16 protein-coding genes are annotated in these 22,889 nt (G+C 58.2%); 4 read left to right on the forward strand and 12 right to left on the reverse strand.

Annotation, left to right across the window (positions count from 1 at the left end; all coding sequences use genetic code 11):
- Positions 1-317 precede the first annotated feature (317 nt).
- On the forward strand, positions 318-7,451 hold the full coding sequence (locus tag JOE39_RS17800) for a PI-PLC X phosphodiestherase-like domain protein (RefSeq protein WP_122335400.1): 7,134 nt from the start codon (positions 318-320) through the stop codon (positions 7,449-7,451).
- A gap of 2 nt (positions 7,452-7,453) precedes the next feature.
- Here the strand turns inward: JOE39_RS17800 and JOE39_RS17805 are convergent, their stop codons facing one another.
- The 6 genes from JOE39_RS17805 to JOE39_RS17830 all read right to left on the reverse strand — a co-directional run bounded on the left by JOE39_RS17805 (position 7,454) and on the right by JOE39_RS17830 (position 15,200).
- Complete coding sequence (locus tag JOE39_RS17805; RefSeq protein ID WP_099314834.1) at positions 7,454-8,251, reverse strand: electron transfer flavoprotein subunit beta; 798 nt, start codon at positions 8,249-8,251, stop codon at positions 7,454-7,456.
- The gene (locus JOE39_RS17810; RefSeq protein ID WP_096113024.1) at positions 8,241-9,461 is read right to left on the reverse strand and encodes an electron transfer flavoprotein subunit alpha/FixB family protein; all 1,221 of its coding nucleotides are present in this window, start codon (positions 9,459-9,461) and stop codon (positions 8,241-8,243) included. The genes JOE39_RS17805 and JOE39_RS17810 overlap by 11 nt, the downstream gene beginning before the upstream one ends.
- Positions 9,461-11,422 (reverse strand): (Fe-S)-binding protein, encoded by a 1,962-nt coding sequence (gene dgcB / locus JOE39_RS17815; protein ID WP_210078534.1) that lies wholly within the window; start codon positions 11,420-11,422, stop codon positions 9,461-9,463. Before dgcB ends, JOE39_RS17810 begins: the two co-directional genes overlap by 1 nt.
- A 109-nt stretch (positions 11,423-11,531) precedes the next feature.
- Positions 11,532-13,592, reverse strand: coding sequence for a dimethylglycine demethylation protein DgcA (dgcA, locus tag JOE39_RS17820; RefSeq protein WP_004415601.1), 2,061 nt, complete (start codon positions 13,590-13,592; stop codon positions 11,532-11,534).
- A gap of 15 nt (positions 13,593-13,607) precedes the next feature.
- On the reverse strand, positions 13,608-14,138 hold the full coding sequence (locus JOE39_RS17825) for a DUF5943 domain-containing protein (RefSeq protein WP_003393682.1): 531 nt from the start codon (positions 14,136-14,138) through the stop codon (positions 13,608-13,610).
- Between the two features lie 84 nt (positions 14,139-14,222).
- Positions 14,223-15,200: a dipeptidase gene (locus JOE39_RS17830; RefSeq protein ID WP_003316346.1), complete on the reverse strand. Its 978-nt coding sequence runs from the start codon at positions 15,198-15,200 to the stop codon at positions 14,223-14,225.
- A gap of 227 nt (positions 15,201-15,427) precedes the next feature.
- Between JOE39_RS17830 and JOE39_RS17835 the strand changes: the two genes are divergently transcribed.
- From JOE39_RS17835 to JOE39_RS17845, 3 genes are all read left to right on the forward strand, one after another.
- The gene (locus tag JOE39_RS17835) at positions 15,428-15,838 is read left to right on the forward strand and encodes a lysozyme inhibitor LprI family protein (RefSeq protein WP_024665614.1); all 411 of its coding nucleotides are present in this window, start codon (positions 15,428-15,430) and stop codon (positions 15,836-15,838) included.
- Positions 15,839-15,893: 55 nt separating this feature from the next.
- Positions 15,894-16,313 carry a DUF3010 family protein gene (locus JOE39_RS17840; RefSeq protein WP_003316349.1) on the forward strand — a complete coding sequence of 140 codons (420 nt, stop codon included), beginning with the start codon at positions 15,894-15,896 and terminating at the stop codon, positions 16,311-16,313.
- Between the two features lie 850 nt (positions 16,314-17,163).
- Positions 17,164-18,111 carry an IS110 family transposase gene (locus JOE39_RS17845; RefSeq protein WP_024648092.1) on the forward strand — a complete coding sequence of 316 codons (948 nt, stop codon included), beginning with the start codon at positions 17,164-17,166 and terminating at the stop codon, positions 18,109-18,111.
- A gap of 385 nt (positions 18,112-18,496) precedes the next feature.
- Here JOE39_RS17845 and fba read toward each other — a convergent pair whose 3' ends face one another.
- From fba to epd, 6 genes are all read right to left on the reverse strand, one after another.
- Positions 18,497-19,561, reverse strand: coding sequence for a class II fructose-bisphosphate aldolase (gene fba, locus JOE39_RS17850; RefSeq protein ID WP_003316351.1), 1,065 nt, complete (start codon positions 19,559-19,561; stop codon positions 18,497-18,499).
- Between the two features lie 113 nt (positions 19,562-19,674).
- The gene (locus JOE39_RS17855) at positions 19,675-20,001 is read right to left on the reverse strand and encodes an MliC family protein (protein ID WP_003320832.1); all 327 of its coding nucleotides are present in this window, start codon (positions 19,999-20,001) and stop codon (positions 19,675-19,677) included.
- 52 nt (positions 20,002-20,053) lie between these two features.
- Positions 20,054-20,251, reverse strand: a complete 198-nt coding sequence (locus tag JOE39_RS17860; RefSeq protein WP_003316353.1) for a hypothetical protein — start codon at positions 20,249-20,251, stop codon at positions 20,054-20,056.
- An 84-nt stretch (positions 20,252-20,335) separates the two neighbouring features.
- A complete protein-coding gene (locus JOE39_RS17865; RefSeq protein ID WP_003316354.1) occupies positions 20,336-20,566 on the reverse strand; it encodes a lipoprotein in 231 nt (76 codons plus the stop codon).
- Between the two features lie 27 nt (positions 20,567-20,593).
- Positions 20,594-21,757 (reverse strand): phosphoglycerate kinase, encoded by a 1,164-nt coding sequence (locus JOE39_RS17870; protein WP_096134005.1) that lies wholly within the window; start codon positions 21,755-21,757, stop codon positions 20,594-20,596.
- Positions 21,758-21,779: 22 nt separating this feature from the next.
- Positions 21,780-22,823, reverse strand: a complete 1,044-nt coding sequence (epd, locus tag JOE39_RS17875) for an erythrose-4-phosphate dehydrogenase (RefSeq protein WP_003316356.1) — start codon at positions 22,821-22,823, stop codon at positions 21,780-21,782.
- Positions 22,824-22,889 lie beyond the last annotated feature (66 nt).

The following is a 22,889-nucleotide window of genomic DNA, read 5'->3' on the forward strand; positions in this document are numbered from 1 at the left end:
TGGGCAAAGTTAGCGTTTGAAGGAACGCACCTGCACGCTTATCCACAAAAAGCTCAATGGAAATAACAACTTGGAATTGATCAATTTTTGAGCGCTATGACACAAGCCACGTCCCACCGGAGTTTCAGGGATTAACGAACACTTTATCCACAAGCACACGCACAGGGATTGTGTGTAAGTCCACCCAGGCGGGGAGTCACGTCAACCTATCAAGGTTGCGAGTATCTCGATGCGCGCCATGCGCATAGGTTCGTCTTAGCGCTCTTCTATTCAATCAAAAACGCAATTCCGAGCCACTGCGAATGGACGCGATCACCATGAAAAAATACCAAAGGACTGTATGGTCAGTGGCGTTCGTCACAGGCCTGCTAGTGGCCTGGCTCGTCAGTGCTGCGCCAGATAACGGCCCCTCCTCTACAGCATCACCAGCGGTGTCGGTTGCGCAGGTGCAGGCCGTCGGCGTAGAAGTGAATGCGGGCACGTTCGAACAACCACGACTGGCCGGAGAACCCGCTTTCAAGGGAGCCGTGTTCTTCGCCCAAACGGGCCAGTTTGCTGCGTTCTACATCGCAGCTTTCGACAGCCAGCCTGAGCAACTCGATCCAGCCCTTCCAGACACACCCCATTCGACGGAATTCTGGACCTATGCAGGTCAGCATTCAGGTCTGGGCCCTGACCTGAAGCCATTCGACGAGCCAACCCGAGAGAGGGCACTTCACCTGGCAATGATCGAAGGCAAAAACGCCTTGCTGAGCTCGAAAATCAACGGAGCCCCCGGTCCGCAAACGCCCTATCCGGTGACAGCACAGAGCAATGATTTTTGGGACTTCATCGGATTCTTTGACAAGCCCGGCACGCCTGAAGCGATGAAGACCGATCAGGATCTGGTATGGCCTGGCGTCTTCGTGTATTTCGAACAGTCCAAGACCGTATATCTGGCGCAGCACACCGGACGCCCAAGCGTCGATAGATGGCCTGCACCCGACACAGAGCAAGGCGCTGGGTACTGGAAGTTGGCGGGAACCCGGTCAAACATTCCGGCCGCCCTTACCAAGCCCTGGACCGACATGAGCGTGTCGCAAGGCTCTTATTACCGCAACCCGCTGACCCCGCTACGCAGTCGCTACTACGCCTCCACGTTTATCGGATTTGCGCCCCTTCTGAACGCAGAATTCCCAAGCGGCCCGCAAAGCAATCAGTACTGGGATTATCGGGGTGTACATGAAGGCTCAAACATAGACCAGAAGGCCTTTGGAGAAAACACGGCGCGGGAAAAACTGCATCGGGCCAAAATGCAGGGCAAATGGGTTTCGTTCGCGGCCCATTTCTCAGGGCCGGTTGAACAGCCTTACCCGACGTCGCCCACCAATACCACTTATTGGGGGGTGCGCCACATCACCCAGAATGCCGGAACCTGGTGGGACCCCAGGACTGATCTGGACACCGACACTTGGGTAGGCGCTATCCATTCAACACCGCTGGGCCAGGGGAAAGCACTGTACCGAGCGCTGAAATCCTGGACCGCGCCCGAAACCGGCTGGGATTACAGCCAGACCGACGAGTTTCAGTCACTGGGAACTTCCCTCCATGCAGGAACAGTAGCCGACCCGAAGACCCAACAAGAATTTACCTGGCCCGGTGCAGTGCATGAAATGCTGATTGACCACAACCCGGTCTATTTTGTCTCGCTGGCAGAAGGCTTTCCCTCCGAGCATGACTGGCCGCTGCCAGTCACACCAGAAAGCAACGAGCATTGGTCATATATTCCGGAGATAAAACCGCTGGGCACTTTCGAAGCCCCGAGGCGCTTCGATGACTACAGCCAGGCAGGTTCGGTCTACGTGGATGACACTGTTCCAGGCTCGCGCACATTCTATGTTTCCAATTACGAAGGCTATCCCGCCAACGATCTCGACAGCTTATCGACGGTGGGTACCGTCGATCCTTATTGGATCTACGCAGGCCGGCATGCAGGCACATGGAGTGACTTCAAGCCTTTCGATGACATCACCCGGGTCGGTGCACTGCACGAAGCCTCGATCAAGGGTCAGCGTGTAGCGCTGCGCTCACTGTTCGACGGCATGCCCTCTGCCGCGACGCCTTACCCAAGTGATCTTGCCAGTAACACCCACTGGGAGTTCGTCACCGTGTTCAAACACGCCGGTACGGCAGACGATTTCAAAGGCCGTGATGACGCCACATGGCCGGGCGCGCTGCACCTGGATGAAGATCAGCACCTCATTTTTGCGGCCCGGCAGCAGGCTCAACCGGTTGCAGGGGGGTGGGTTTATCCGGTGGGCGAAACAAGTGATGATCAATGGAGCTACGTGTCCTCACTCAACGGCGGCACCGCCGAAACACCACGCGAACGTAACGACATCAACACGCCCGGCGCAATCTTTGCCGACCAGCTTGGCCTGACCCGTCAAAAACTCTTTCGCAGCAGGTTTTCCGGATTTGCTCAGGATGCAGGAGCGATATATCCCTCCGGTGAAGAGTCCAACGACTTCTATGAGTACGCCGGAGAACATGCAGGCACTTTCTCTGACCCCAAACCCTTCACCGACCCTACCTGGCCGGATGCGGTACACGTGGCCACCATCAATGGGCAACGGGCGTTTCTCAAATCGAAGATGACCGGAAAGCCCTCTTCGCAAACACCCTACCCCGAAGGGCTGACAAGCACAGACTTCTGGGAATTCATGTTTACTTCCGATCAGGCCGGCACTTACGCCGACCCCAAATCATTGAGCGGCCAAACCTGGATTGGCGCTGTTCATGAGTACAGCTCATCAGGCAGGAGCCAGCTTTACATCGCTCAGCAGTCGGGAAACCCGATCGCCGACAATTGGCCTCTCCCGACTGCGGGCGACACAGAGTATTGGAAAGTGATGGGCCTGGTGCGACACAAAGGTACTTTTGCCGATCCGAAAGGCTTGGATGAAATGACCAGCCAAGGGTTGATTCACGCCACTACTATTGAAGGCCAAGACGTCTACTACCGCTCCCTCGCACGAGGCGTACCTCAAGCCAATAACTGGAGTTACCCCGCGCCCGGGACTGACAACGAACACTGGGAGTCTCTGGGCGCAAACGTTCCAGAAGGCACTTGGGCCGATCCGAAAGGCTCCTCTGGTTTCACATCGCCCGGAAGAATTCATGCGGTGCAAGCCAGAGACCGTACGCTGTATCTGCTCTCCAAAGTCGATGGGCTGTTTGCCGAGAACGACTGGCCGATCCCGCTGGACGGAGAAAATGATTACTGGACAGTGGTCGGGGCATCCAGGCATTCGGGCGAGATTATCGATCCCAAGGACCAGCAGGAAGTGACCTGGACCGGTGCCATCCACATGAGGCAAGACGAAAACACCAGACGCTATTACAGCTCGAAAATTGTGGGCAACCTGGCAACAATCGGCGCCGACCATCCCCTGCCTGCGGCGGAAACCGACAATGCCTGGTGGTCCTTCATAGGCCGGGCTGCCCACGCTGGCACGCAGAGCGATCCGGTCCAGTCGGGTGAGGTGATCAGACCTGGAGAAACCGTCAGGGTTACCCGCACAGCAGACGAGTATTATCAGGCCCGTTTTGCCGGGGTTTTCAACGCTGAACGCGCACTGCCCGACTCGCAGAAAGACAATGAAGACTGGTCGTATATCGGCAAAAGTGCGTTCGCCGGCACCTTGCAATCACCCAAGGATGCTTACGAAATCACCTGGCCTGGCGCGATTCACCGCTTTGAAGTCGATGGAAAGGCTTACTTCGCAAAATCCCTCGTAGAGGGCGCACCTGGCCAGGACGGATGGCACTATCCGGCACCGCCTGACAGTAACGAGCAATGGTCTTATCTGGACATGGGCATTCACGCGGGCAATTGGCTCGATCCGAAACCTGACTTCGATGCAACCTGGCCCGGCGCACTGCATGTGGTGAAGATCCCCACCGGCATTGGCGAAGGCTTTACCCGATGGTTTTACAGATCGAAAATCTGGGGGTATGTCATGGACGATGAATACGGCTACTTGAACCCGAACAACTTCGAACACGTTGGTTATTCGATTTTCCAGGGCACGCTGAACAGTCCCAAGATGTTCCATCAACCCACCTGGGTGGGCGCCATCCATCAGGACCTGGAAACACAGTTTCTGTTCGAGGCCAAAAAATCCGGCCAAATGGGTGTAGAAGTAGGCGAACACCCAACGACGCCGACGGATAACGAGTCCTGGCACTTCCTGGGCATCAGCAAGCACTCAGGCGTCTTGCGCGATCCCAAAGAATGGGACGAATATACCTGGCCCGGCCGGCTGCACCGCTATGAGCATGGTGGCAAAACACTCTATTTCCATGCACAGATGACGGGGACACCCTCAGACCATTACTGGTACTACCCGACCGATGAAAGCAGCACAGAGCAGTGGGCCTATTACGGCACGACGTTGCATGCAGGCACTTTTGCCGACCCTCATACAGCTGACGAAGTCACGTGGGGCGGAGCGATTCATCGCGTAGAAAAAGACGGCATACGCTTCTATTTCAAAGCGAGGATCGCGGGTATACCCAACGAGCAGAACTGGGCCTACCCCACAAGCGCCACGAGCAATGAATATTACATATACATAGCAACCGCAAGACACGCCGGTACCATCAGCGATCCCAAGGAGGTGAACGAGCCCGTCATACCCGGCGACTATGTAATAAAAGCGCGTAAGGACGGTGATTATTATTTTATAGCCAAAAACAGCGGCGTTCCTTCAGCGAACAACTGGCCGTTCCCCGCGGGACAAGTAGACACCGAAAACTGGGTTTTTTATGGTATTTCGAGAAACCCAGGTACGCTCGATGACCCCAAGGAGTGGGACGAAGTCAGCTGGCGTGGTGCCGTGCATGTGCGAAAAGTCATAGGGATGCGTTTATTGTTTAGCGTAAATTCCGATAGGGAAGGCATACCTTCTCAGGACAAATGGACCCTGCCTCCGAGCCAGCCGCTGGACGCTGACGAAGTGAAGCCTCCGGCTCCAGACCCAAAGTATCCCGCTTGGAAATTTCTTCAGGTCACGCACCTTAACGGAACACGCGACCAGCCCAAAAGCCTGTCTGACTGGACGCAGAACGGTCTTATCCATCAGACAAGCATCGCTTATCAAAACATGTTGTTCACGTCGAAATTTACAGGGAAAAAAGACTACCCCCAGGATAAGCCGGCTAAAGAAGATCCCGTTGACGACAAGAGTTCTACGTGGTGGACGTTCTTCAGCAAGGGACAGGGTACCTTCAAAGAGCCCAAAACCTGGTACGACTACGCCTATCCGGATGATATCTACAGCTACGACTACCAAGGCGAGCGGTTGTTATTCCGCGCTGAAAAAGAAGGTCGTCCAGCCGCCCATGGCCGGTACTTTCCAACCTCGGAATACAGTACGGCAGACTGGACATACCTCTACAGAAATGAAGGTAATTACGCCGATCCCAAAACATGGAACGAATTTACGCGTAAGGGGGAAATTCATCGTCACGAGGTTAATGGCCAAGCATTGTTCTTACAGGCCTTGCACGAAGGCAGCCCAGCCAAACTTAACTGGTACTACCCGGCGGGTGGCACCAACAACATGTACTGGACCTATGTCGGCAAGCATGCGGGAACATGGCAGGATCCGAAGGAATGGGACGAACCTACTTACCCCGGTGCCATTCACGCGCAGAATAACATCACCTTTTACCGTTCGAAATTTTCCGGCAACGCGGCCGCGCATAACTGGTATTACCCGACCTCCGGAAAAGAAAACGCCCAGTGGTTCATTGTCAACAAAGATGCCTATGCAGCACCGGGCATCAATGACTTTACCAAGACATTCGATCAGTACACATGGGTCACCGCGCACAACGCCTATCTGGACGCCATTACCCCGCAACTGGAGCGTGGGATCAGAGGGTTCATGCTGGATATCCACCTGGATAGGGGCGATGAAAACGGGAAAAAACAAGTTCGGGTATGCCATCTGCCGGCGGACTACGGATGCTGGTCGAGCGCTCCCTTGTTAAAAGATGTGCTCAAAGAGTTCATTGCCTATTTGAAGAAAGATCGAAACGCCGTCATTTCCCTGCTGTTCGAATCGACGTTGACCTCAGACCAGCTGCGCCCGGTGCTGGAACAAGTCCCTGAAATAGCCGACTACAGCCATGTGTCCAACGGCGACAGCTGGCCAGTACTGGGGGACATGATCGACACTAACAAGCGCCTCGTCATGTTATCGCAAGGAGAGGTGGCGAAGCGGTACACGCTGGCCGGCAAACAAGCCGAGGTTCTTTGGGCACCCAAAACGCAGGTTGAGAATACCTACGATCTGGGTGCAACGTCGCTGGTTCATGACTGGCAATGCAAAAGCCGCTTCACTTCCATGGACCTTTCATTGCGTCGCCGTGACGGCCGCCTGCCGCGGTTATTCGTTCTCAATCAATTCCATTCCTGGGGCAGTACCACGCTGCATGCAGGAGACATGGACAATAACCTGACCTGGTTGCAGCGCCGGGTGGAAAACTATTGCGGCGAAGCGACCGGTTGGCGCAAACCCAACTACCTGGCCATTGATTTCAACCAGGTGGGTGACGCACTTCCCTATGCCGCTACGCTTTCTCAAGGCGGTCTTTATTTCTATGAAGACAACCGGGCCAACCGTGCAGAGGACACGTCCTGCGTAGTGCCGGTCAATCAGAGCGGGGGTACCAGCGGCGTTCAATATGACCTGAAGCTTGCCTCGCGCGGGTGTGAGAACGACGAACTCAAGTCAATGGAACTTGAGGGCGTTCGAGCGGGCACACGTATTGAACTGTACGACAACCCCAACGGGGACCGGCAGGATGACTTCACAATCATCGACGTCAAACAATCGATCCCCATGGGCAAAAGGGTGCGAATCGATTCATTCGAGGGCACAAGCGATACGTTCTATTACCGTAAGCTCGCCTCTCGCAATAACGGGCTCGACGGTAAGGTTTCCCGAATAAAAGTGTTTAACAAGCCAGACGATAACGACATCAGCGACGCGAGTATTGTGTTCTATGAAGGCAATGGGGCAACAGAGAATATTGTCTGCACGGTCCCCTTCAACGTCGACAGGCAATTCAAGATGGGCAGTGGCAATAACAGCTACGGCTGCGACAACGATGAAATGCGCTCTGCCAAAATACTCAAGGCCGGCAAGGGATCGTGGTTTTCGGTAACTGGCAAGCCGGATGGAACCTTTGGTCAAGGCTTCACAGAAGTGAGGTTCAAACGAGCCATTTTGGTACCCATCACGATTCCGAGTTTCAATCGCAGTTACGAAAACGCGGATGTCAAAGTTGCAGTCAGCCATGGCGGTGGTCTGGACGGGAGTGTTTCCTATGCCTACTTCGGGCCCGCCTCCGAACAGAAAGGCAAACCGCCCATCAAAGAGGCCAGCACAGGACCCTAGTCTTACTTTACGACGCCCTCATCAATCAACAGCTTCAGAATCGCGGCTGCGCCCTCTTCAGGGCGCAGCCCCTTAAGCACCTGGCCCCCCCCGCCACTGGCCTTGGCAGTCGCGGCTTTCATACGGTCCGCGCCGCTCTTGGCCTTGATGACCTTCAGGCGCTTGGGCCTCGGTCTGGCGGGCTGCAGCGCTTGATGCGTCAATAACTCATCGGCAACGACCTGAACGATTTCGGTGTCCAGCGTGCCACGCTGTGCAGGCCCGAACGCGCTCTGTCGAGGTTTGGGAGCTGCGTTATCCACAGTGGCCAGAAACGGCAGACGAACCTTCAGCCGGCGACGCTGGCCGCGAGGCAGAGCCTGCAAGACCAGCGCGGTGCCGTTGTTAAGCGACTCGACTTCAGCCAGACCGGTCACCAATGGCCAGCCCAGCCTCTCAGCCAACAGAAAGGGCAGCATGCCCGACCCTTCACCGGTTTCAGCCTGACTGCCGGCCAACACCACCTGTGCGGCAGAATCGCGAAGGTAGTCAGTCAACGCAACCAGCGCATCGGCGCCCTCGGGTTGCTCCAGCACATGCAGCTCGTTGAGCCCCATGCCAAGGTAAGCGCGCAGCGCCGGTTCTTCGGCATTGCCGGCGTGCAGCACCTGCAAGTTATCCCCAGCCAGTTGCAAACCGAGCTCGACGGCCCGCGCATCCTGTTCGGCGCGGCGCGCACGACCTGATGTCGGGTGCGCTCCGATGGACACCAGACTGATGATCTGTACCGCATGCTTATCCACAGACACTTCAAGCTGCATCGCGTTTACCTCCGCTGCGCCAGGCTTCGACTGCGGCGATCAGCGCAGTGAGCACTTCGGCGCTCTCGCCGATGACCGATAGATCAGCGCGCTTGACCATGTCGCACCCCGCATCCAGATTGATCGCAATTACCTTGTCACAGGCGCCGATGCCCTGCAGATGCTGAATGGCTCCGGAAATACCGACGGCAACATACACCCTTGCGGTCACCCAGGTGCCACTCGCGCCTACCTGACGCTCGCGGCCCATGAAACCATCGTCCACCGCCACCCGCGACGCCCCTTCGGTGGCACCGAGAGCCGAAGCGGCCTGATGAAACAGGTCCCAGTCCCTGACGCCATTGCCGCCAGACAGAATGAATTCGGCCTCAGCCATGGGGATAACCCGGGGATCGACGGCTACCGCCCCCAGGTCCTCGATACGCGGCAGACTGCGCGCCACGCCTGTGGACAACTCGACCGGTAATACCTCGTGACGGGTTTCGCTGACCGGTTCGGCGCACTCCACAGCGGCCAGAATCAAGCGCCCCAGAGGCCGGACCAGGTCTTCGCGCCCCGCTCCCGCCCGACTTGTGCACAGCTGGTCCTTGACCTGCCAGACCCGCGTTGCAGGTCGCTCGCCGATGCTGGCGGCAAAACGTCTACCCAGTTCGCCACCGCCGCTGCGGCTGTCCGGCAATAGCCAATGGCGCGGGTTGAACTGGTTATCCACAGCCCGCAAACCCTGCACGCGCTGTTCTGGTGAGTAACCGTCGAACTCCGCACCGTCGATAAGCAACAGCCGATCCACGCCCGCGGTGTCGAATGCAGCTTCCTTGTGTTCGCCGAACACCACCGCCAGCACCGCACCGTCGGCCCCCGCCAACTGACGCGCCAGCCCCAGCAAGTCACGGTCGTGGCTGCTCAGGCGGCCGCCGACCATATCGGGCACCACCGTGATATAGAACGCTGGCTCGGCCACCGTATGCAGCGGCAGCTGCACATCGGCAGCAACCGAACGCTTGACCGCGCCGCCCTGCTGAGCGCCGCTGCGGTCAATGCGCTTGATACCGTTGGGGCCGATAAAACCCTGACCATGCACGTTTTTGCGCATCAGGCCGTTCGGTCCCATCCAGCTGCTCTGCGCAGGCTGCATGGCCGCGTGCAACGGATGCAGTCGATTGCGGGCGATCCACTCGGCGCGTGGATCACGGCGGATAATGTCGCTCATCAGAGCACCTCCGCAGGTTCGCGTTTGGCAGACGCTTGCGTGTTGGGGATAACGTCCTCAATCAGCGCATCGGCCACCAGTTCGGCAATGTCCTTGATCAGCGGTCGCGGTTCGACAACGCCTTCGAGCATGGCCGTGCACTGTGGACAACCTACCGCGACCACTTCGGCAGCCGTTTCACGAATGTCGTCCATGCGCATGTCAGGAATCCGTTGTCTGCCGGGAATGTCAGTGATCGGCGCACCGCCACCGCCACCGCAGCAGCGGGAACGGAAGCCCGAGCGCTGCATTTCCCTGATCTCGATCCCCAGCGCACGCAGCACTTCACGCGGCGCCTCGTACTCGCCGTTGTAACGGCCCAGGTAGCACGGATCGTGATAGGTCACGCTGGCGCCTTTGTGCTGGCCCAGCGTCAGGGCGCCGTTGCGCACCAGCTCGGCCATGAAGGTGCTGTGATGCTGCACCTGATAGTCACCGCCAAAAGCGCCATATTCGTTTTTCAGCACATGAAAGCTGTGCGGGTCGCAAGTCACGATACGTTGGAAACTGTACTGGGACAGGGTCTGAATGTTGCGTCGGGCGAGCGTCTGGAAGGTCGCTTCATCACCCAAACGTCGCGCCACGTCGCCGCTGTCGCGTTCTTCGAGGCCCAGCACGGCGAAATCCACACCGGCCGCCTTGAGGACTTTGACGAACGCGCGCAGGGTGCGTTGGTTACGCATGTCGAACGCGCCATCACCCACCCAGAACAGCACATCCACGGTTTTTTTCTCGCTGAGCAGCGTCAGGTTCAGATCCGCCGCCCAGTTCATTCGCCCGCCCGGCGCAAACCCGCCGGGGTTGTCGGTGGCGATCAGGTTGTCCAGCACTTCGGCGCCCTTGTTCGGCGTTGCGCCTTTTTCGAGGGTCAGGTGGCGGCGCATATCGACGATGGCATCGACGTGCTCGATCATCATCGGGCACTCTTCGACGCAGGCCCGGCATGTGGTGCAGGACCACAGCGTTTCGGCATCCACCAGTCCGTTGACGATGGGTTGATGAGGATTGCCGCCATGCTCGCCCAGCGGCTTGCCTTTGCCGTCCAGCGATGGATACGGACTGCCCGCAAATTTTGCGTCAGTGCCACCGGCAAGGCCGACCACCATGTCCTGAATCAACTTTTTGGGGTTGAGTGGCTGGCCTGCCGCAAACGCCGGGCAGGCAGCCTCGCACTTGCCGCACTGCACGCAGGCGTCGAAGCCCAGCAGTTGATTCCAGGTGAAGTCCTGGGGTTTCTCCACGCCCAGCGGCGCGCTGCGATCGTTCAGGTCCAGCGGTTTCAGGCCCGTAGAACGTCCGCCACCAAAACGCTCGGCCCGGCGATGCCAGGCCAGATGCAGCGCCCCGGCGAAGGCGTGCTTCATCGGCCCGCCCCAGGTCATGCCGAAAAACAGTTCGCTCACGCCCCACAGTACGCCCAGCCCAAGAACGACCACCAGCACCCAGCCGCCGAAGTGCTCTGGAAGAATGCCCGCCACCGGCAACGTGACCAGAAAAAAGCTCGCGGAAAACGCCATGAGGCTTTTCGGCAGGCGCATCCACGGCCCTTTCGACAGACGCGCAGGCGGGTTGAGACGACGAAGATAGACAAACACCGCACCGACAAACATCACCGCCGTCATCAACAGCAGCGCATAGCCAAGCAGGCGATTATGCAGACCGAAACCGTGCACCAGAATCGCCAGCACAATCGAGGCCACCGCGCCGCCTGCGGTGGCCACGTGGGTGTTGGCGATGTATTTGTCACGCGCGACCACATGATGCAGATCGACCATGTAACGCTTGGGCATGGCCAGCAGCCCACCCAGCCAATCGACTTTCGAGGACCGACCGTTGCGCCACAGGGTTACCCGCCGCCAGGCGCCCAGCGCCGCAAGGGCCAGGGCGCTGAACAGCAGGATCGGAAGAAGGGTGTCTAGCATCACGTTGACCTCAGGTGCGAGCTGCAAGCGTCAAGCTACAAGCTTCAAGAAAAAAGCACGGGGCAAACGCTTTTACTTGCCGCTTGCAGCTCACAGCTTGCAGCTGCCTTTAAAAATCCTTGCACAGCCGCAAGCCGTCATAGATCGCCGCGTGGGTATTACGCTGCGCCACGCAATCGCCGATACGAAACAGCAGGTAACCGTCACCCGGCTGGCTCAACGATGGCTGTGGCTGAATGGCGAACAGCGCGTCGATGTCAATCTGGCCCTTGTTGCGCGAACCCTCCTTGAGCGCGTAATAGATCGCTTCGTCTGGACGCACGCCGTTTTCCACCACTACCTGATCGACGACCCGCTCTTCCTTGGCGCCGGTGTATTCGTTCTCCAGCACCGCCACCAGCTTGTCGCCCTCGCGATAGACCTTTTCCAGCATCATGTCGCCAGTCATGATCACTTCCTTGGGGTACATGCTGCGGTAGTAGGTCGGGAACGAGGTTCCGCCAATCGCGACGCCCGGCTTGATGTCATCGGTGACGATTTCGACCTGGCAGCCTTTGTCGGCCAGAAAGTCGGCCACCGACATGCCGGTAAACTCGCAAATCGTGTCGTAGACCAGTACGTTCTTGCCCGGCGCCACCTTGCCGTCCAGCACATCCCAACTGCTGACCACCAGGCCTTCAGCGGCCCCCCAGTGTTCGTTCTGCTCCAGAAACGGATGACCGCCGACCGCCAGCACCACGATGTCCGGGCGCAGGTCGAGAATGGTTGCCGCATCCGCGGCGGTCCCCAGACGCAGGTCGACTTTCAGGCGCGCCAGCTCCAGCTGGAACCAGCGCGTGATGCCGGCGATCTGGTCGCGCTGCGGTGCCTTCGATGCGGTGGTGATCTGCCCGCCGATGAAGTCCTTTTTCTCGAACAGGGTCACGTCATGGCCGCGTTCTGCAGAGACGCGCGCAGCTTCCATCCCGGCAGGACCGGCGCCGACCACCACGACCTTGCGCCTGGGTCCGGCGGATTTCTCGATGATGTGCGGCACGCCCATGTATTCGCGGGATGTGGCGGCGTTCTGGATGCACAGCACATCCAGGCCCTGATACTGGCGATCGATGCAGTAGTTGGCACCGACGCACTGTTTGATCTGATCGATCTGGCCCATCTTGATCTTGGCGATCAGGTGCGGATCGGCAATGTGCGCACGGGTCATGCCGACCATGTCGACATAACCGCCTTCCAGAATTCGGGTTGCCTGGTTCGGGTCCTTGATGTTCTGCGCGTGCAGCACCGGGGCCTTGACCACTTCCTTGATCCCGGCCGCCAGGTGCAGGAACGGCTCCGGTGGATAACTCATGTTCGGAATGACGTTGGCCAGGGTGTTGTGGGTGTCACACCCAGAGCCCACCACGCCGATGAAGTCGATCATGCCGGTGTCGTCGTAATACTTGGCGATCTGTTTCATGTCCTCGTGGCTGAGGCCATCGGGATGAAACTCGTCGCCGCAGAGGCGCAGCCCCACACAGAAGTCGGGGCCGACTTCCTTGCGCACCGCCTTGATCACCTCCAGACCGAAACGCATGCGGTTCTCGAAACTGCCGCCCCACTCGTCGGTACGCTTGTTGACGCGCGGGCTCCAGAACTGGTCGATCATGTGCTGATGCACCGCCGACAACTCGACGCCGTCCAGACCACCGGCCTTGGCACGCGCCGCAGCGCTGGCGTAATTGCCGATCACCCGCCAGATTTCTTCGGGCTCGATGGTTTTGCAGGTTGCCCGGTGTACCGGCTCGCGGATGCCCGATGGCGACAGCAGGGTCGGCCAGTGATCGCCATCCCAACGTGAGCGACGGCCCATGTGGGTAATCTGGATCATGATCTTGGCGCCATGCTTGTGCATGGCGTCGGCGAGGTTCTGGAAGTGCGGGATGATTCTGTCGGTCGCCAGGTTGACCGACTTCCACCAGCTTTGCGGGCTGTCGATGGCCACGCTTGAAGAGCCGCCACAAATGGCCAGACCGATGCCGCCCTTGGCTTTCTCCTCGTAGTACTTCACGTAACGATCCGTGGTCATGCCGCCATCGGTGGCGTAAACCTCGGCGTGCGCGGTGCTCAGCACGCGATTGCGGATGGTGAGTTTGCCGATCTGGATCGGCTGGAACATCGCTTCGAAAGCCATAACCCGATCCTCGATTTACAGCGGCTTGACGACGAACAGACCGTCGTCATGACCTTCTTCGGAACCACCGTAAACCTGCTCGGCAACCGTGCGCACAGCGCTGCCGCTGGCAGCGAGGATCTGATCCATGGCCCCGGCGAACCAGCCGGTGAACATGTAATCGACCTTGCGCCCGACCTTGCCGTAGACGTACACGAAACAGGAGTGTTCCAGCTTCACACTGGCAGTGCCTTTCTCGATGTCGATGTCCTGGATCTTGAACAGGCCCCAGCCGCGCTGCGACAGACGCTTCATGTAGTGCTCGAACACCGCAACGCCTTCCAGGCCATGGCATTCGGCTTCCTTTTCGCACCAGTGCCAGGCGGATTTGTAACCCGCCTTGTAGAGGATGTCGGCGTAGGCATCGGCGCCCAGCACCTCCTCGATGCCCCTATGGTTGTTGACGAAAAAGTGCCGGGGCACGTAGAGCATCGGCAACGCATCGGAGGTCCAGACGCCGGTTTCGCTGTCGACTTCGATGGGCAGTTGCGGGGCGATTTTAGCCATGGCGGTCAAACTCCAGATGATTCGGGCTACACCCACCGCTCGAAGGGCCGTGGGGGTTCAATTCGATAAGGTATGGCGGGCGGGTTACTCGCCCCAGACGTCGGCCAGAACGTTGACCCAGTTCTCGCCCATGATCTTGCGCACCACGCGTTCGGAGTGACCGCGCTTGAGCAACGTTTCAGTCAGATTGGGAAACTCCCCCACGGTGCGAATGCCCAGCGGGTTGATGATCTTGCCGAAGTTGGTCAGGCGGCGGGCGTAACCTTTGTCGTGTGTCAGGTACTCGAAAAATTCCTGGCCGTGCCCCTGGGTGAAGTCAGTACCGATGCCGATGGCGTCTTCGCCGACGATGTTCATCACGTATTCGATGGCTTCGGCGTAATCGTCGATGGTCGACTCGATGCCCTTGGCCAGGAACGGCGCGAACATGGTCACGCCGACAAAACCTCCATGGTCGGCGATGAACTTCAGTTCGACGTCGGACTTGTTGCGCGGGTGTTCCTTGAGGCCGGACGGCAGGCAGTGGGAATAGCAGACCGGCTTTTTCGATTCGAGAATGACTTCTTCCGAGGTTTTCGAGCCGACGTGGGACAGGTCGCACATCACTCCGACGCGGTTCATTTCAGCGACGATCTCACGACCGAAACCCGACAGCCCGCCGTCGCGCTCGTAGCAGCCCGTGCCCACCAGATTCTGGGTGTTGTAGCACATCTGCACGATGCCCACGCCGAGCTTCTTGAAGATCTCAACGTAGCCGATCTGGTCTTCATAGGCGTGCGCGTTCTGGAAGCCGAACAGGATCCCGGTCTTGCCCAGTTCCTTGGCCTTGCGGATGTCGGCAGTGGTATGAACGGGCATGACCAGGTCGCTGTTTTCGCGCATCAGTTTCTGGCTGGTGCAGATGCTGTTGATGGTCGCCTGAAAGCCCTCCCACACCGACACGGTGCAGTTGGCCATGGTCAGGCCGCCCTTGCGCATGTCTTCAAACAGCTCGCGGTTCCACTTGGCGATGATCAGCCCGTCAATAACGATGCTGTCGGCGTGTAATTCGGCTGGGCTCATCAGGCTGTCCCCTTTTTGATTCCGGTGCGCTGAATCGGCTGTCGGCGCTAATGGGGTCAGCATATGCCGGAGGGTCAGGGGAACCGGGTGCAAAAACGACAGGGGGTTTGCCGAAAGCGTCAAGATGCGACAAAGGGGGACGGCGTGTCGTCGTGCGATGTCGTAAACCTGTTCAATGTCTCGCGCTTGAGACAGAATCGAGCCTATCAATGGATCGGAGCGACTCGATGAAAACGTTTTTGCTGACCCTGGCCCTTATGACGACGGCTGTGACTGGCGTACACGCCGCTCAGAACCCTGACGCGTCGCCGTGCGACGGTGTCGAGGACGACAAGCAGACCCTTGAATGCTCGGCCTACAGCCGCACCACTGCCGAACAGTTGCTCAAGGAGAACTTCGACAACCTGCTCAAGCGCGTTCAGTCGCAGTTCGTTGCCAACAAGACGCAGTTCAACGACTTTACCAGCAAGCTCAAGACCGCTCAGCAAGCCTGGGAGAAGCTGCGTGACGCCGACTGCGCGGTTGAAGTCTTTCCTTCTGCAGCAGGTAGCAAGGCCTTCATCATCAGTGAAAACGATTGCGTTGCACGCATGAGTGACGAGCGCTCGGAGTATCTGGAGTCGATAGCTCAGGAATAACGTCTACGATGAGATAACCTGCCTCTTTATATGAACGAGCTCATCAGGTTTTCTCATGATTATTTGCGGTGTAGAAATCAAAGGCAGCGAAGCCATCTTCGCCCTCGCCACTCGACGTAATGGCGACATCGAGCACTTGCCGCTCGCCACGAAGAAGCTTGCACTGGAGGACGATGACGAGGCCGCCAACGTCAAAGCCTTCTCCACGCAACTTGCCGGTTTCGTGCGTGAAAACGGCATCAGCCATGTGGTCATCAAGAAGCGCAGCAAGAAAGGCGAATTCGCTGGCGGCCCGACCACTTTCAAGATCGAAACCATCTTTCAACTGATGTCCGATTGCAACGTGGTGCTGATCTCACCGCAGACCATCAATGCGCAGAACAAGAAACACACCTTCGCCCTGCCCGACACCCTGAACAAGTATCAGCACGAAGCGTACAAGGCGGCGTGTGCGGGGGTGATGAAGAGCGTTTAGACGCTTCAAGAGCTTCCGGAACCGCGTGCCCACGCGGAGTACCCATCGGTACGCACAAGTCCGCTTTTGATTCTGGCCGAAGGCCGTGGGAGCGAGCTTGTTCGCGAAGACGGTCGTTCAGAAAATGCATTTTCGGAGAATATACCGGCCCTTTCGCGAACAAGTTCGCTCCTACGCCCGCCGGGCAGAAGCGAGATTGTTCAGGCTCTTCAGCTTCAAGAGCTTCCGGAACCGCATACCCACGCGGAGTACCCATCGTTACGCACAAGTCCGCTTTTGATTCTGACCGGAGGCCGTGGGAGCGAACTTGTTCGCGAAGACGGTCGTTCAGAAAATGCATTTTCGGAGAATGTACCGGCCTTTTCGCGAACAAGTTCGCTCCTACGCCCTACGGGCAGGATCAAGAGCGGGCTTGTGTATCGCGCATGATCAGGCTGCTTCCAAGGGTTTTACAGCTGGTGCCGGGGGCTTAGCGATACTCTCTGCGCGGGCCCGGAGATGGCGCTTCTGCCCGGAGGGCGTGGGAGCGAGCTTGCTCGCGAACTGTCGGGAACCGACAGTGAAACCGTCACGTACGGTACATCAGGCACAACCGAGGTCGCTGGTTTTGCTGCCGGTCCCCGGCAGTTCGCGAACAAGTTCGCTTGTATGGTAAGACTTGAAGGGAGGAGGAGGGACTTAGTTCGCTTCTGACTGTTCGCGCAGTACAGACCCGTAGGAGATTTCACCCCTCCTCCTTTCACCCAAGCGCCGATAAAGAATGCTTAAGGCTCACAACCTACGATAGAAACAAGCCTGCGCCTCTGGGTGGCCCCTTCAAGTCTGTAAACCTTATCCCCGAGGAGGCGTTATGGCAATGCGGGTTACTCTGGAAAAACCGATCATCGGTGTAGATGTCGCCAAGAATGAGCTGGTGATCTACCACGATCAATATGATCGACTTGAGGCAATCCCCAATACCAAAGTCGCCATCACCCAATGGCTGAAGGCCTTGGCGAGCAGCTGCGCCATCGCCATCGAAGCCACTAACGTCTATCACGTCCTGTTCGCGGATGCGGCCCACGAAGCAGGCTGTGACGTTTATATGGTGGATGGCTATCAGCTCAGTCATTACCGTAAAGGCGTCAACATACGCGCCAAAACCGATGCCCAAGATGCTCGTTTGTTGGCCCGATACCTGAAAAACGAGCTTGATGAGTTGCGGCCCTGGATACCTGCGAGCCCGCTTTATCGGCAGCTTCTGAGCCTGTTCCGACGTCGTGCAGCCTTGGTTCAGGCTCGTACTGGCCTGGTACAAAGCTGGACCAACGAGCCTTTTCTGAGAACAGCGTTCGCCAATCAGGTCAACTCGATGAAACGATTTGAGGCGCTCGTTGAAAAGAAGATTCGCGATGTACTGCAGGAAGCCGGGCTGATGAGGCAGGTCAACCGCTGTATGAAAGTAGAGGGGATCGGCTTTCTGACTGCAGCTCGTTTGGTCACTTCTTTTCAGCGAGGCGAGTTCAGCGCAGCGAACGCCTTTATCGCGTTTCTTGGGCTGGACCTGAGAGTATCCAAATCAGGGCAAAGTGATGGACCTCGTCGATTGACCAAACGCGGCGATCCAGAAGCCCGACGGTTGCTGCACAACGCGGCTATGTCCGGGAGCCGTACGCCGGCCTGGAAGCCTTTTTATGAAGAGCAGAGAAAGCGTGGCTTTAGTACAACTCAAGCGCTGGTCATGCTCTCCCGAAAGTTGGCTCGAGTAGTCTTCGCTCTGTTAAAGAACCAGAGCGAATATCAAACAAAAGTGGCTTGAGGGCTTTCCCAAAACCATAGAATCTCCTACGCCCGCCGGGCAGAAGCGAGATTGTTCAGGCTCTTCAGCTTCAAGAGCTTCCGGAACCGCATGCCCACGCGGAGTACCCATCGTTACGCACAAGTCCGCTTTTGATTCTGGCCGGAGGCCGTGGGAGCGAACTTGTTCGCGAAGACGGTCGTTCAGAAAATGCATTTTCGGAGAATGTACCGGCCTTTTCGCGAACAAGTTCGCTCCTACGCCCGCCGGGCAGAAGCGAGATTGTTCAGGCTCTTCAGTACTTGTGTCTAACCATGAGCGCGGAGCATTCATTCGCCTGGCAGGTGCTTTTGGCCGGACATAAAAAAACCCGCATTTCTGCGGGTTTTTTCAATGCTCAGTCAACTCAGTTGACCTTGGCATCCAGTTCGCCACGCGCGTAGCGTTCGAACATGGCGTCCAGGGAGATCGGCTTGATCTTCGAGGCGTTGCCAGCGGTGCCGAATGCTTCGTAACGGGCGATACAGACGTCACGCATGGCCGAAACAGTCTTGGCCAGGTACTTGCGCGGGTCGAACTCGCTCGGGTTTTTGGCCATGAATTCGCGGATGGCACCAGTGGACGCCAGACGCAGGTCGGTGTCGATGTTGACCTTGCGCACGCCGTGCTTGATGCCTTCAACGATTTCTTCGACCGGCACACCGTAGGTTTCTTTGATGTCGCCGCCGAACTCGTTGATGATCTTCAGCCATTCCTGTGGAACGGACGAAGAACCGTGCATCACCAGGTGAGTGTTGGGGATGCGCTTGTGGATCTCTTTGATACGCTCGATCGCCAGGATGTCGCCGGTAGGCGGCTTGGTGAACTTATAAGCGCCGTGGCTGGTGCCGATGGCGATGGCCAGGGCATCGACCTGAGTGCGCTTGACGAAGTCAGCGGCCTCTTCCGGGTCGGTCAGCATCTGGCTGTGATCCAGAACGCCTTCCGCGCCAACCCCGTCTTCTTCACCGGCCATGCCGGTTTCCAGCGAACCCAGCACGCCCAGCTCGCCTTCCACCGAAACGCCGCAGGCGTGAGCGAAAGACACCACGCGACGGGTAACGTCGACGTTGTAGTCGTAATCGGCTGGGGACTTGCCGTCTTCACGCAGCGAGCCGTCCATCATGACCGAGCTGAAACCCAGCTGGATCGAGCGCTGGCAGATGTCAGGGCTGGTGCCGTGGTCCTGGTGCATAACCACCGGGATGTGCGGAAATTCTTCGATCGCGGCGAGGATCAGGTGACGCAGAAACGGCGCACCGGCGTATTTGCGGGCACCGGCAGAAGCCTGAACGATCACCGGGGAGTCGGTCTTGTCGGCCGCTTCCATAATGGCGCGCATCTGTTCCAGGTTGTTTACGTTGAAAGCTGGAACGCCGTAGCCGAATTCGGCTGCGTGGTCCAACATCTGGCGCATGCTGATAAGTGCCATTGTCTGTTTCTCTCCCGGTAGGGTCGTTAGTCGAGCAAGCCTGCCGTAGTGGCGGCTGCCATTCAAGTTATAAGCTCAGCCGCGAGGCCGTGCGTGTGTGCCCGAGATCCGACTTATCTGGCCTTGCAGCCGCGACCGATCAGATCGTTGGTAGCGTCCCAGTAAATCAGGCCCTCGCTACCCTTGTTGACGAATGCCAACACATTGTTGCTGTACAGCGTACCGCTGGCAGCGCCGGGTTCGGCCTTGAGCCTGAACACCTGATCGCTCTGATTCAGACGCACATCGACTTCCTTCTTGGCCGAGTCGATGTAGCGCCAGTTGACCTCTGCATTGCTGTCGCATACCCAGCGATTCCAGGGGTCATTCTGCTGCGGTGAACTCATGCTCGAACAACCGCCAAGCACTGCCAAAACCCCAAGGGCAATCACGCCTTTCATTACGTCTCCTGGCTGCCCTGCGAAACGCGGCACGTGCCGGTCGTTTCAACTGTCAGGGGCAGTTCTGTTCCTGATTTCGGTCATCGGCCGGCTCACCGGTGACATGTGCCTCGACCCGTTGACTGTTTTCAGTCGTCGGCACATTCACGGCGGCCGGGCTGAATATCTGACAGGTCTTGGCACGCGAGCCAGAACCGGTACAACCAGCCAGTACAATGCAGCTCATCAGAGCCAGGGCAGCGATCTTCATGGCGAAACTCCTTTCGCGGAAAAATATCCACCCTTTAAAGACCGCTGAAGCCCGTCAATGTTGCCAACGGGTTTCAGACCTGGCTCACAGACAGCCTACATTGCCGGTCCGCGGCATGAATTCATAACGATCCCAAACCTCCGGACCGCCACGCTTGTAGACCACCGGCACCGTTTCTGCCTGCCAGCCCGCCTGATAGCAGCTTAGCTGGAGCGGTTGAGTCGGGGAGTCGCTCTCCACCTCTTCAGCCGCAGGCTTGCCCGCGCAACCGGCCAGTAAACCTGCGATAAGAAACCACGGTAACGCCCTGACCATTGACCACTCCTTGTCCAAAGCTTTCACTCAAGCCTTGGCGCGTTGTTCGAGCACTTCCACCGCTGGCAGAACCTTGCCTTCCACGAACTCGAGGAACGCACCGCCACCGGTCGAAATGTAGGAAATCTTTTGCGCAACACCATACTTGTCGATGGCTGCCAGCGTGTCGCCGCCGCCCGCGATGGAGAACGCCTGGCTTTCAGCGATGGCCTTGGCCAGCGTTTTAGTGCCTTCACCGAACTGATCGAACTCAAACACGCCGACCGGACCGTTCCACAGGATAGTCCCGGAAGATTTCAGTAATTCGGCGAAATGCGCAGCAGTCTGCGGGCCAATATCGAGAATCATGTCGTCATCGGCGACCTCACCGATCAGTTTGACGGTAGCGGTAGCGCTTTCGGCGAATTCCTTGGCAACCACCACGTCAGTCGGCAACGGCACGCTGACTTTGGCGGCGATGGCGCGTGCGGTGTCGAGCAGATCAGGTTCGTACAGCGATTTACCGACCTTGTGACCGGCCGCAGCCAGGAAGGTGTTGGCTATGCCGCCGCCGACGATCAACTGATTGCAGATGCCGCTCAGGCTGTTGAGCACGTCCAGCTTGGTGGAGACCTTGGAGCCGGCAACGATGGCGGTCATCGGCTGGGCCGGAGCGCCCAGGGCCTTGCCCAGTGCTTCGAGTTCGGCGGCCAGCAGCGGACCTGCGGCGGCCACCTTGGCGAATTTGGCCACGCCGTGAGTAGAACCCTCGGCACGGTGCGCGGTGCCGAAGGCATCCATCACGAACACGTCGCACAGCGCTGCGTATTGCTGCGCCAGCTCGTCAGTGTTCTTTTTCTCGCCCTTGTTGAAGCGAACGTTCTCGAACAGGACGACATCACCGGCCTTCACGTCGACGCCGTTCAGGTAATCGGCAACCAGAGGAACGTCACGACCCAGCGCCTTGCTCAGGTAGTCGGCAACCGGCTTGAGGCTGTTCTCGGCAGAAAACTCACCCTCTGTCGGGCGGCCAAGGTGCGAGCAGACCATGACGGCCGCGCCCTTTTCCAACGCCAGCCTGATGGTCGGCAGCGAAGCGAGGATACGTGCATCACTGCTGACCACGCCGTCCTTTACCGGCACGTTGAGGTCTTCGCGGATCAGTAAACGTTTACCTTGCAGATCGAGGTCGGTCATCTTCAAGACGGTCATGAGCATTCCTGTTTTTTTACTGTTATTGGTCAGCGACGCGCAGAAAGTGATCGGCGACGTCGAGCATTCGATTGGCAAAGCCCCACTCGTTGTCGAACCAGGCCAGCAGATTGACCAGCCGGGGTCCGGAAACGCGGGTCTGACTCGCATCGACAATGGCCGAATGCGGGTCATGGTTGAAATCGCAACTGGCGTGCGGCAATTCAGTGTAAGCCAGCAGCCCCTTGAGCGGGCCGCTGGTGGCGGCCTCACGCAGGATACGGTTGATCTCCACGGCATCGGTGTCTCGCGACATCTGCAAGGTAATGTCCAGACAGGACACATTCACCGTCGGCACGCGAACAGCTTTGGCCTGAATTCGGCCGGCAAGTTCCGGAAGCAGCCGCTCGATTCCGCGCGCCAGACCGGTGGATACCGGAATGATCGACTGGAAGGCCGAGCGGGTACGGCGCAGATCCTCGTGATGATAAGCGTCGATCACCGGTTGATCGTTCATCGCCGAGTGGATGGTGGTGATGGTCATGTATTCCAGGCCGATGGCCTGGTCCAGCAAGCGCAGCAGCGGCACACTGCAGTTGGTGGTACACGAGGCGGCCGAGACCAGCAGCTCGCGGCCAGTCAGCTTGTGCTGGTTGATGCCGAACACCACGGTGGCATCGACATCACGCTCACTGGCCATCGGCTGGGAAAACAGCACCCGCGGCGCACCGGCCTCCAGAAAGCGCAGGCCGTCTTCGCGAGTGTTGTAGACGCCGGAGCACTCAAGCACCAGATCGACTTCCAGACCGGCCCAGTCTATGCCTTCCGGCGTCGCACTGCGCAGCACCTTGATCCGGTGGTCATTGATGTGCAGGTATTGCCCTTCAACCCTCACTTCGCCGGGGAACCGGCCGTGTGTGGAGTCAAAGCGCGTGAGGTATTCAAGACTGGCCATGTCGGCCAGATCGTTGATGGCAACCACTTCAAACCCGGCCTTGGCCCCTCGCTCGCACAGCGCGCGAACGACGCAACGACCAATACGGCCGTAACCGTTCAGAGCAACTTTGTAGGGGCGGGGCTGGGGCATGAAATTTTCGCCAGGGGCTGGATCTGATTGCGCAAACGATAAAGCCTGTGGGAGCGGCCGGTGCGG

The sequence above is a fragment of the Pseudomonas sp. PvP100 genome (assembly GCF_017833055.1).
In the GTDB taxonomy this organism is placed as follows: Bacteria; Pseudomonadota; Gammaproteobacteria; order Pseudomonadales; family Pseudomonadaceae; genus Aquipseudomonas; species Aquipseudomonas syringae.

Excerpts from the sequence above, each read along its gene's own strand:
- JOE39_RS17835 (WP_024665614.1), top strand. The coding sequence starts at position 15,428 with ATGAAAACGTTTTTGCTGACCCTGGCCCTTATGACGACGGCTGTGACT.
- fba (WP_003316351.1), bottom strand. The coding sequence starts at position 19,561 with ATGGCACTTATCAGCATGCGCCAGATGTTGGACCACGCAGCCGAATTC.
- JOE39_RS17855 (WP_003320832.1), bottom strand. The coding sequence starts at position 20,001 with ATGAAAGGCGTGATTGCCCTTGGGGTTTTGGCAGTGCTTGGCGGTTGT.
- epd (WP_003316356.1), bottom strand. The coding sequence starts at position 22,823 with ATGCCCCAGCCCCGCCCCTACAAAGTTGCTCTGAACGGTTACGGCCGT.
- dgcB (WP_210078534.1), bottom strand. The coding sequence starts at position 11,422 with ATGCTAGACACCCTTCTTCCGATCCTGCTGTTCAGCGCCCTGGCCCTT.
- JOE39_RS17870 (WP_096134005.1), bottom strand. The coding sequence starts at position 21,757 with ATGACCGTCTTGAAGATGACCGACCTCGATCTGCAAGGTAAACGTTTA.
- JOE39_RS17845 (WP_024648092.1), top strand. The coding sequence starts at position 17,164 with ATGGCAATGCGGGTTACTCTGGAAAAACCGATCATCGGTGTAGATGTC.
- JOE39_RS17825 (WP_003393682.1), bottom strand. The coding sequence starts at position 14,138 with ATGGCTAAAATCGCCCCGCAACTGCCCATCGAAGTCGACAGCGAAACC.
- JOE39_RS17860 (WP_003316353.1), bottom strand. The coding sequence starts at position 20,251 with ATGAAGATCGCTGCCCTGGCTCTGATGAGCTGCATTGTACTGGCTGGT.
- JOE39_RS17840 (WP_003316349.1), top strand. The coding sequence starts at position 15,894 with ATGATTATTTGCGGTGTAGAAATCAAAGGCAGCGAAGCCATCTTCGCC.
- JOE39_RS17805 (WP_099314834.1), bottom strand. The coding sequence starts at position 8,251 with ATGCAGCTTGAAGTGTCTGTGGATAAGCATGCGGTACAGATCATCAGT.
- JOE39_RS17800 (WP_122335400.1), top strand. The coding sequence starts at position 318 with ATGAAAAAATACCAAAGGACTGTATGGTCAGTGGCGTTCGTCACAGGC.
- JOE39_RS17830 (WP_003316346.1), bottom strand. The coding sequence starts at position 15,200 with ATGAGCCCAGCCGAATTACACGCCGACAGCATCGTTATTGACGGGCTG.
- JOE39_RS17865 (WP_003316354.1), bottom strand. The coding sequence starts at position 20,566 with ATGGTCAGGGCGTTACCGTGGTTTCTTATCGCAGGTTTACTGGCCGGT.
- JOE39_RS17810 (WP_096113024.1), bottom strand. The coding sequence starts at position 9,461 with ATGAGCGACATTATCCGCCGTGATCCACGCGCCGAGTGGATCGCCCGC.
- dgcA (WP_004415601.1), bottom strand. The coding sequence starts at position 13,592 with ATGGCTTTCGAAGCGATGTTCCAGCCGATCCAGATCGGCAAACTCACC.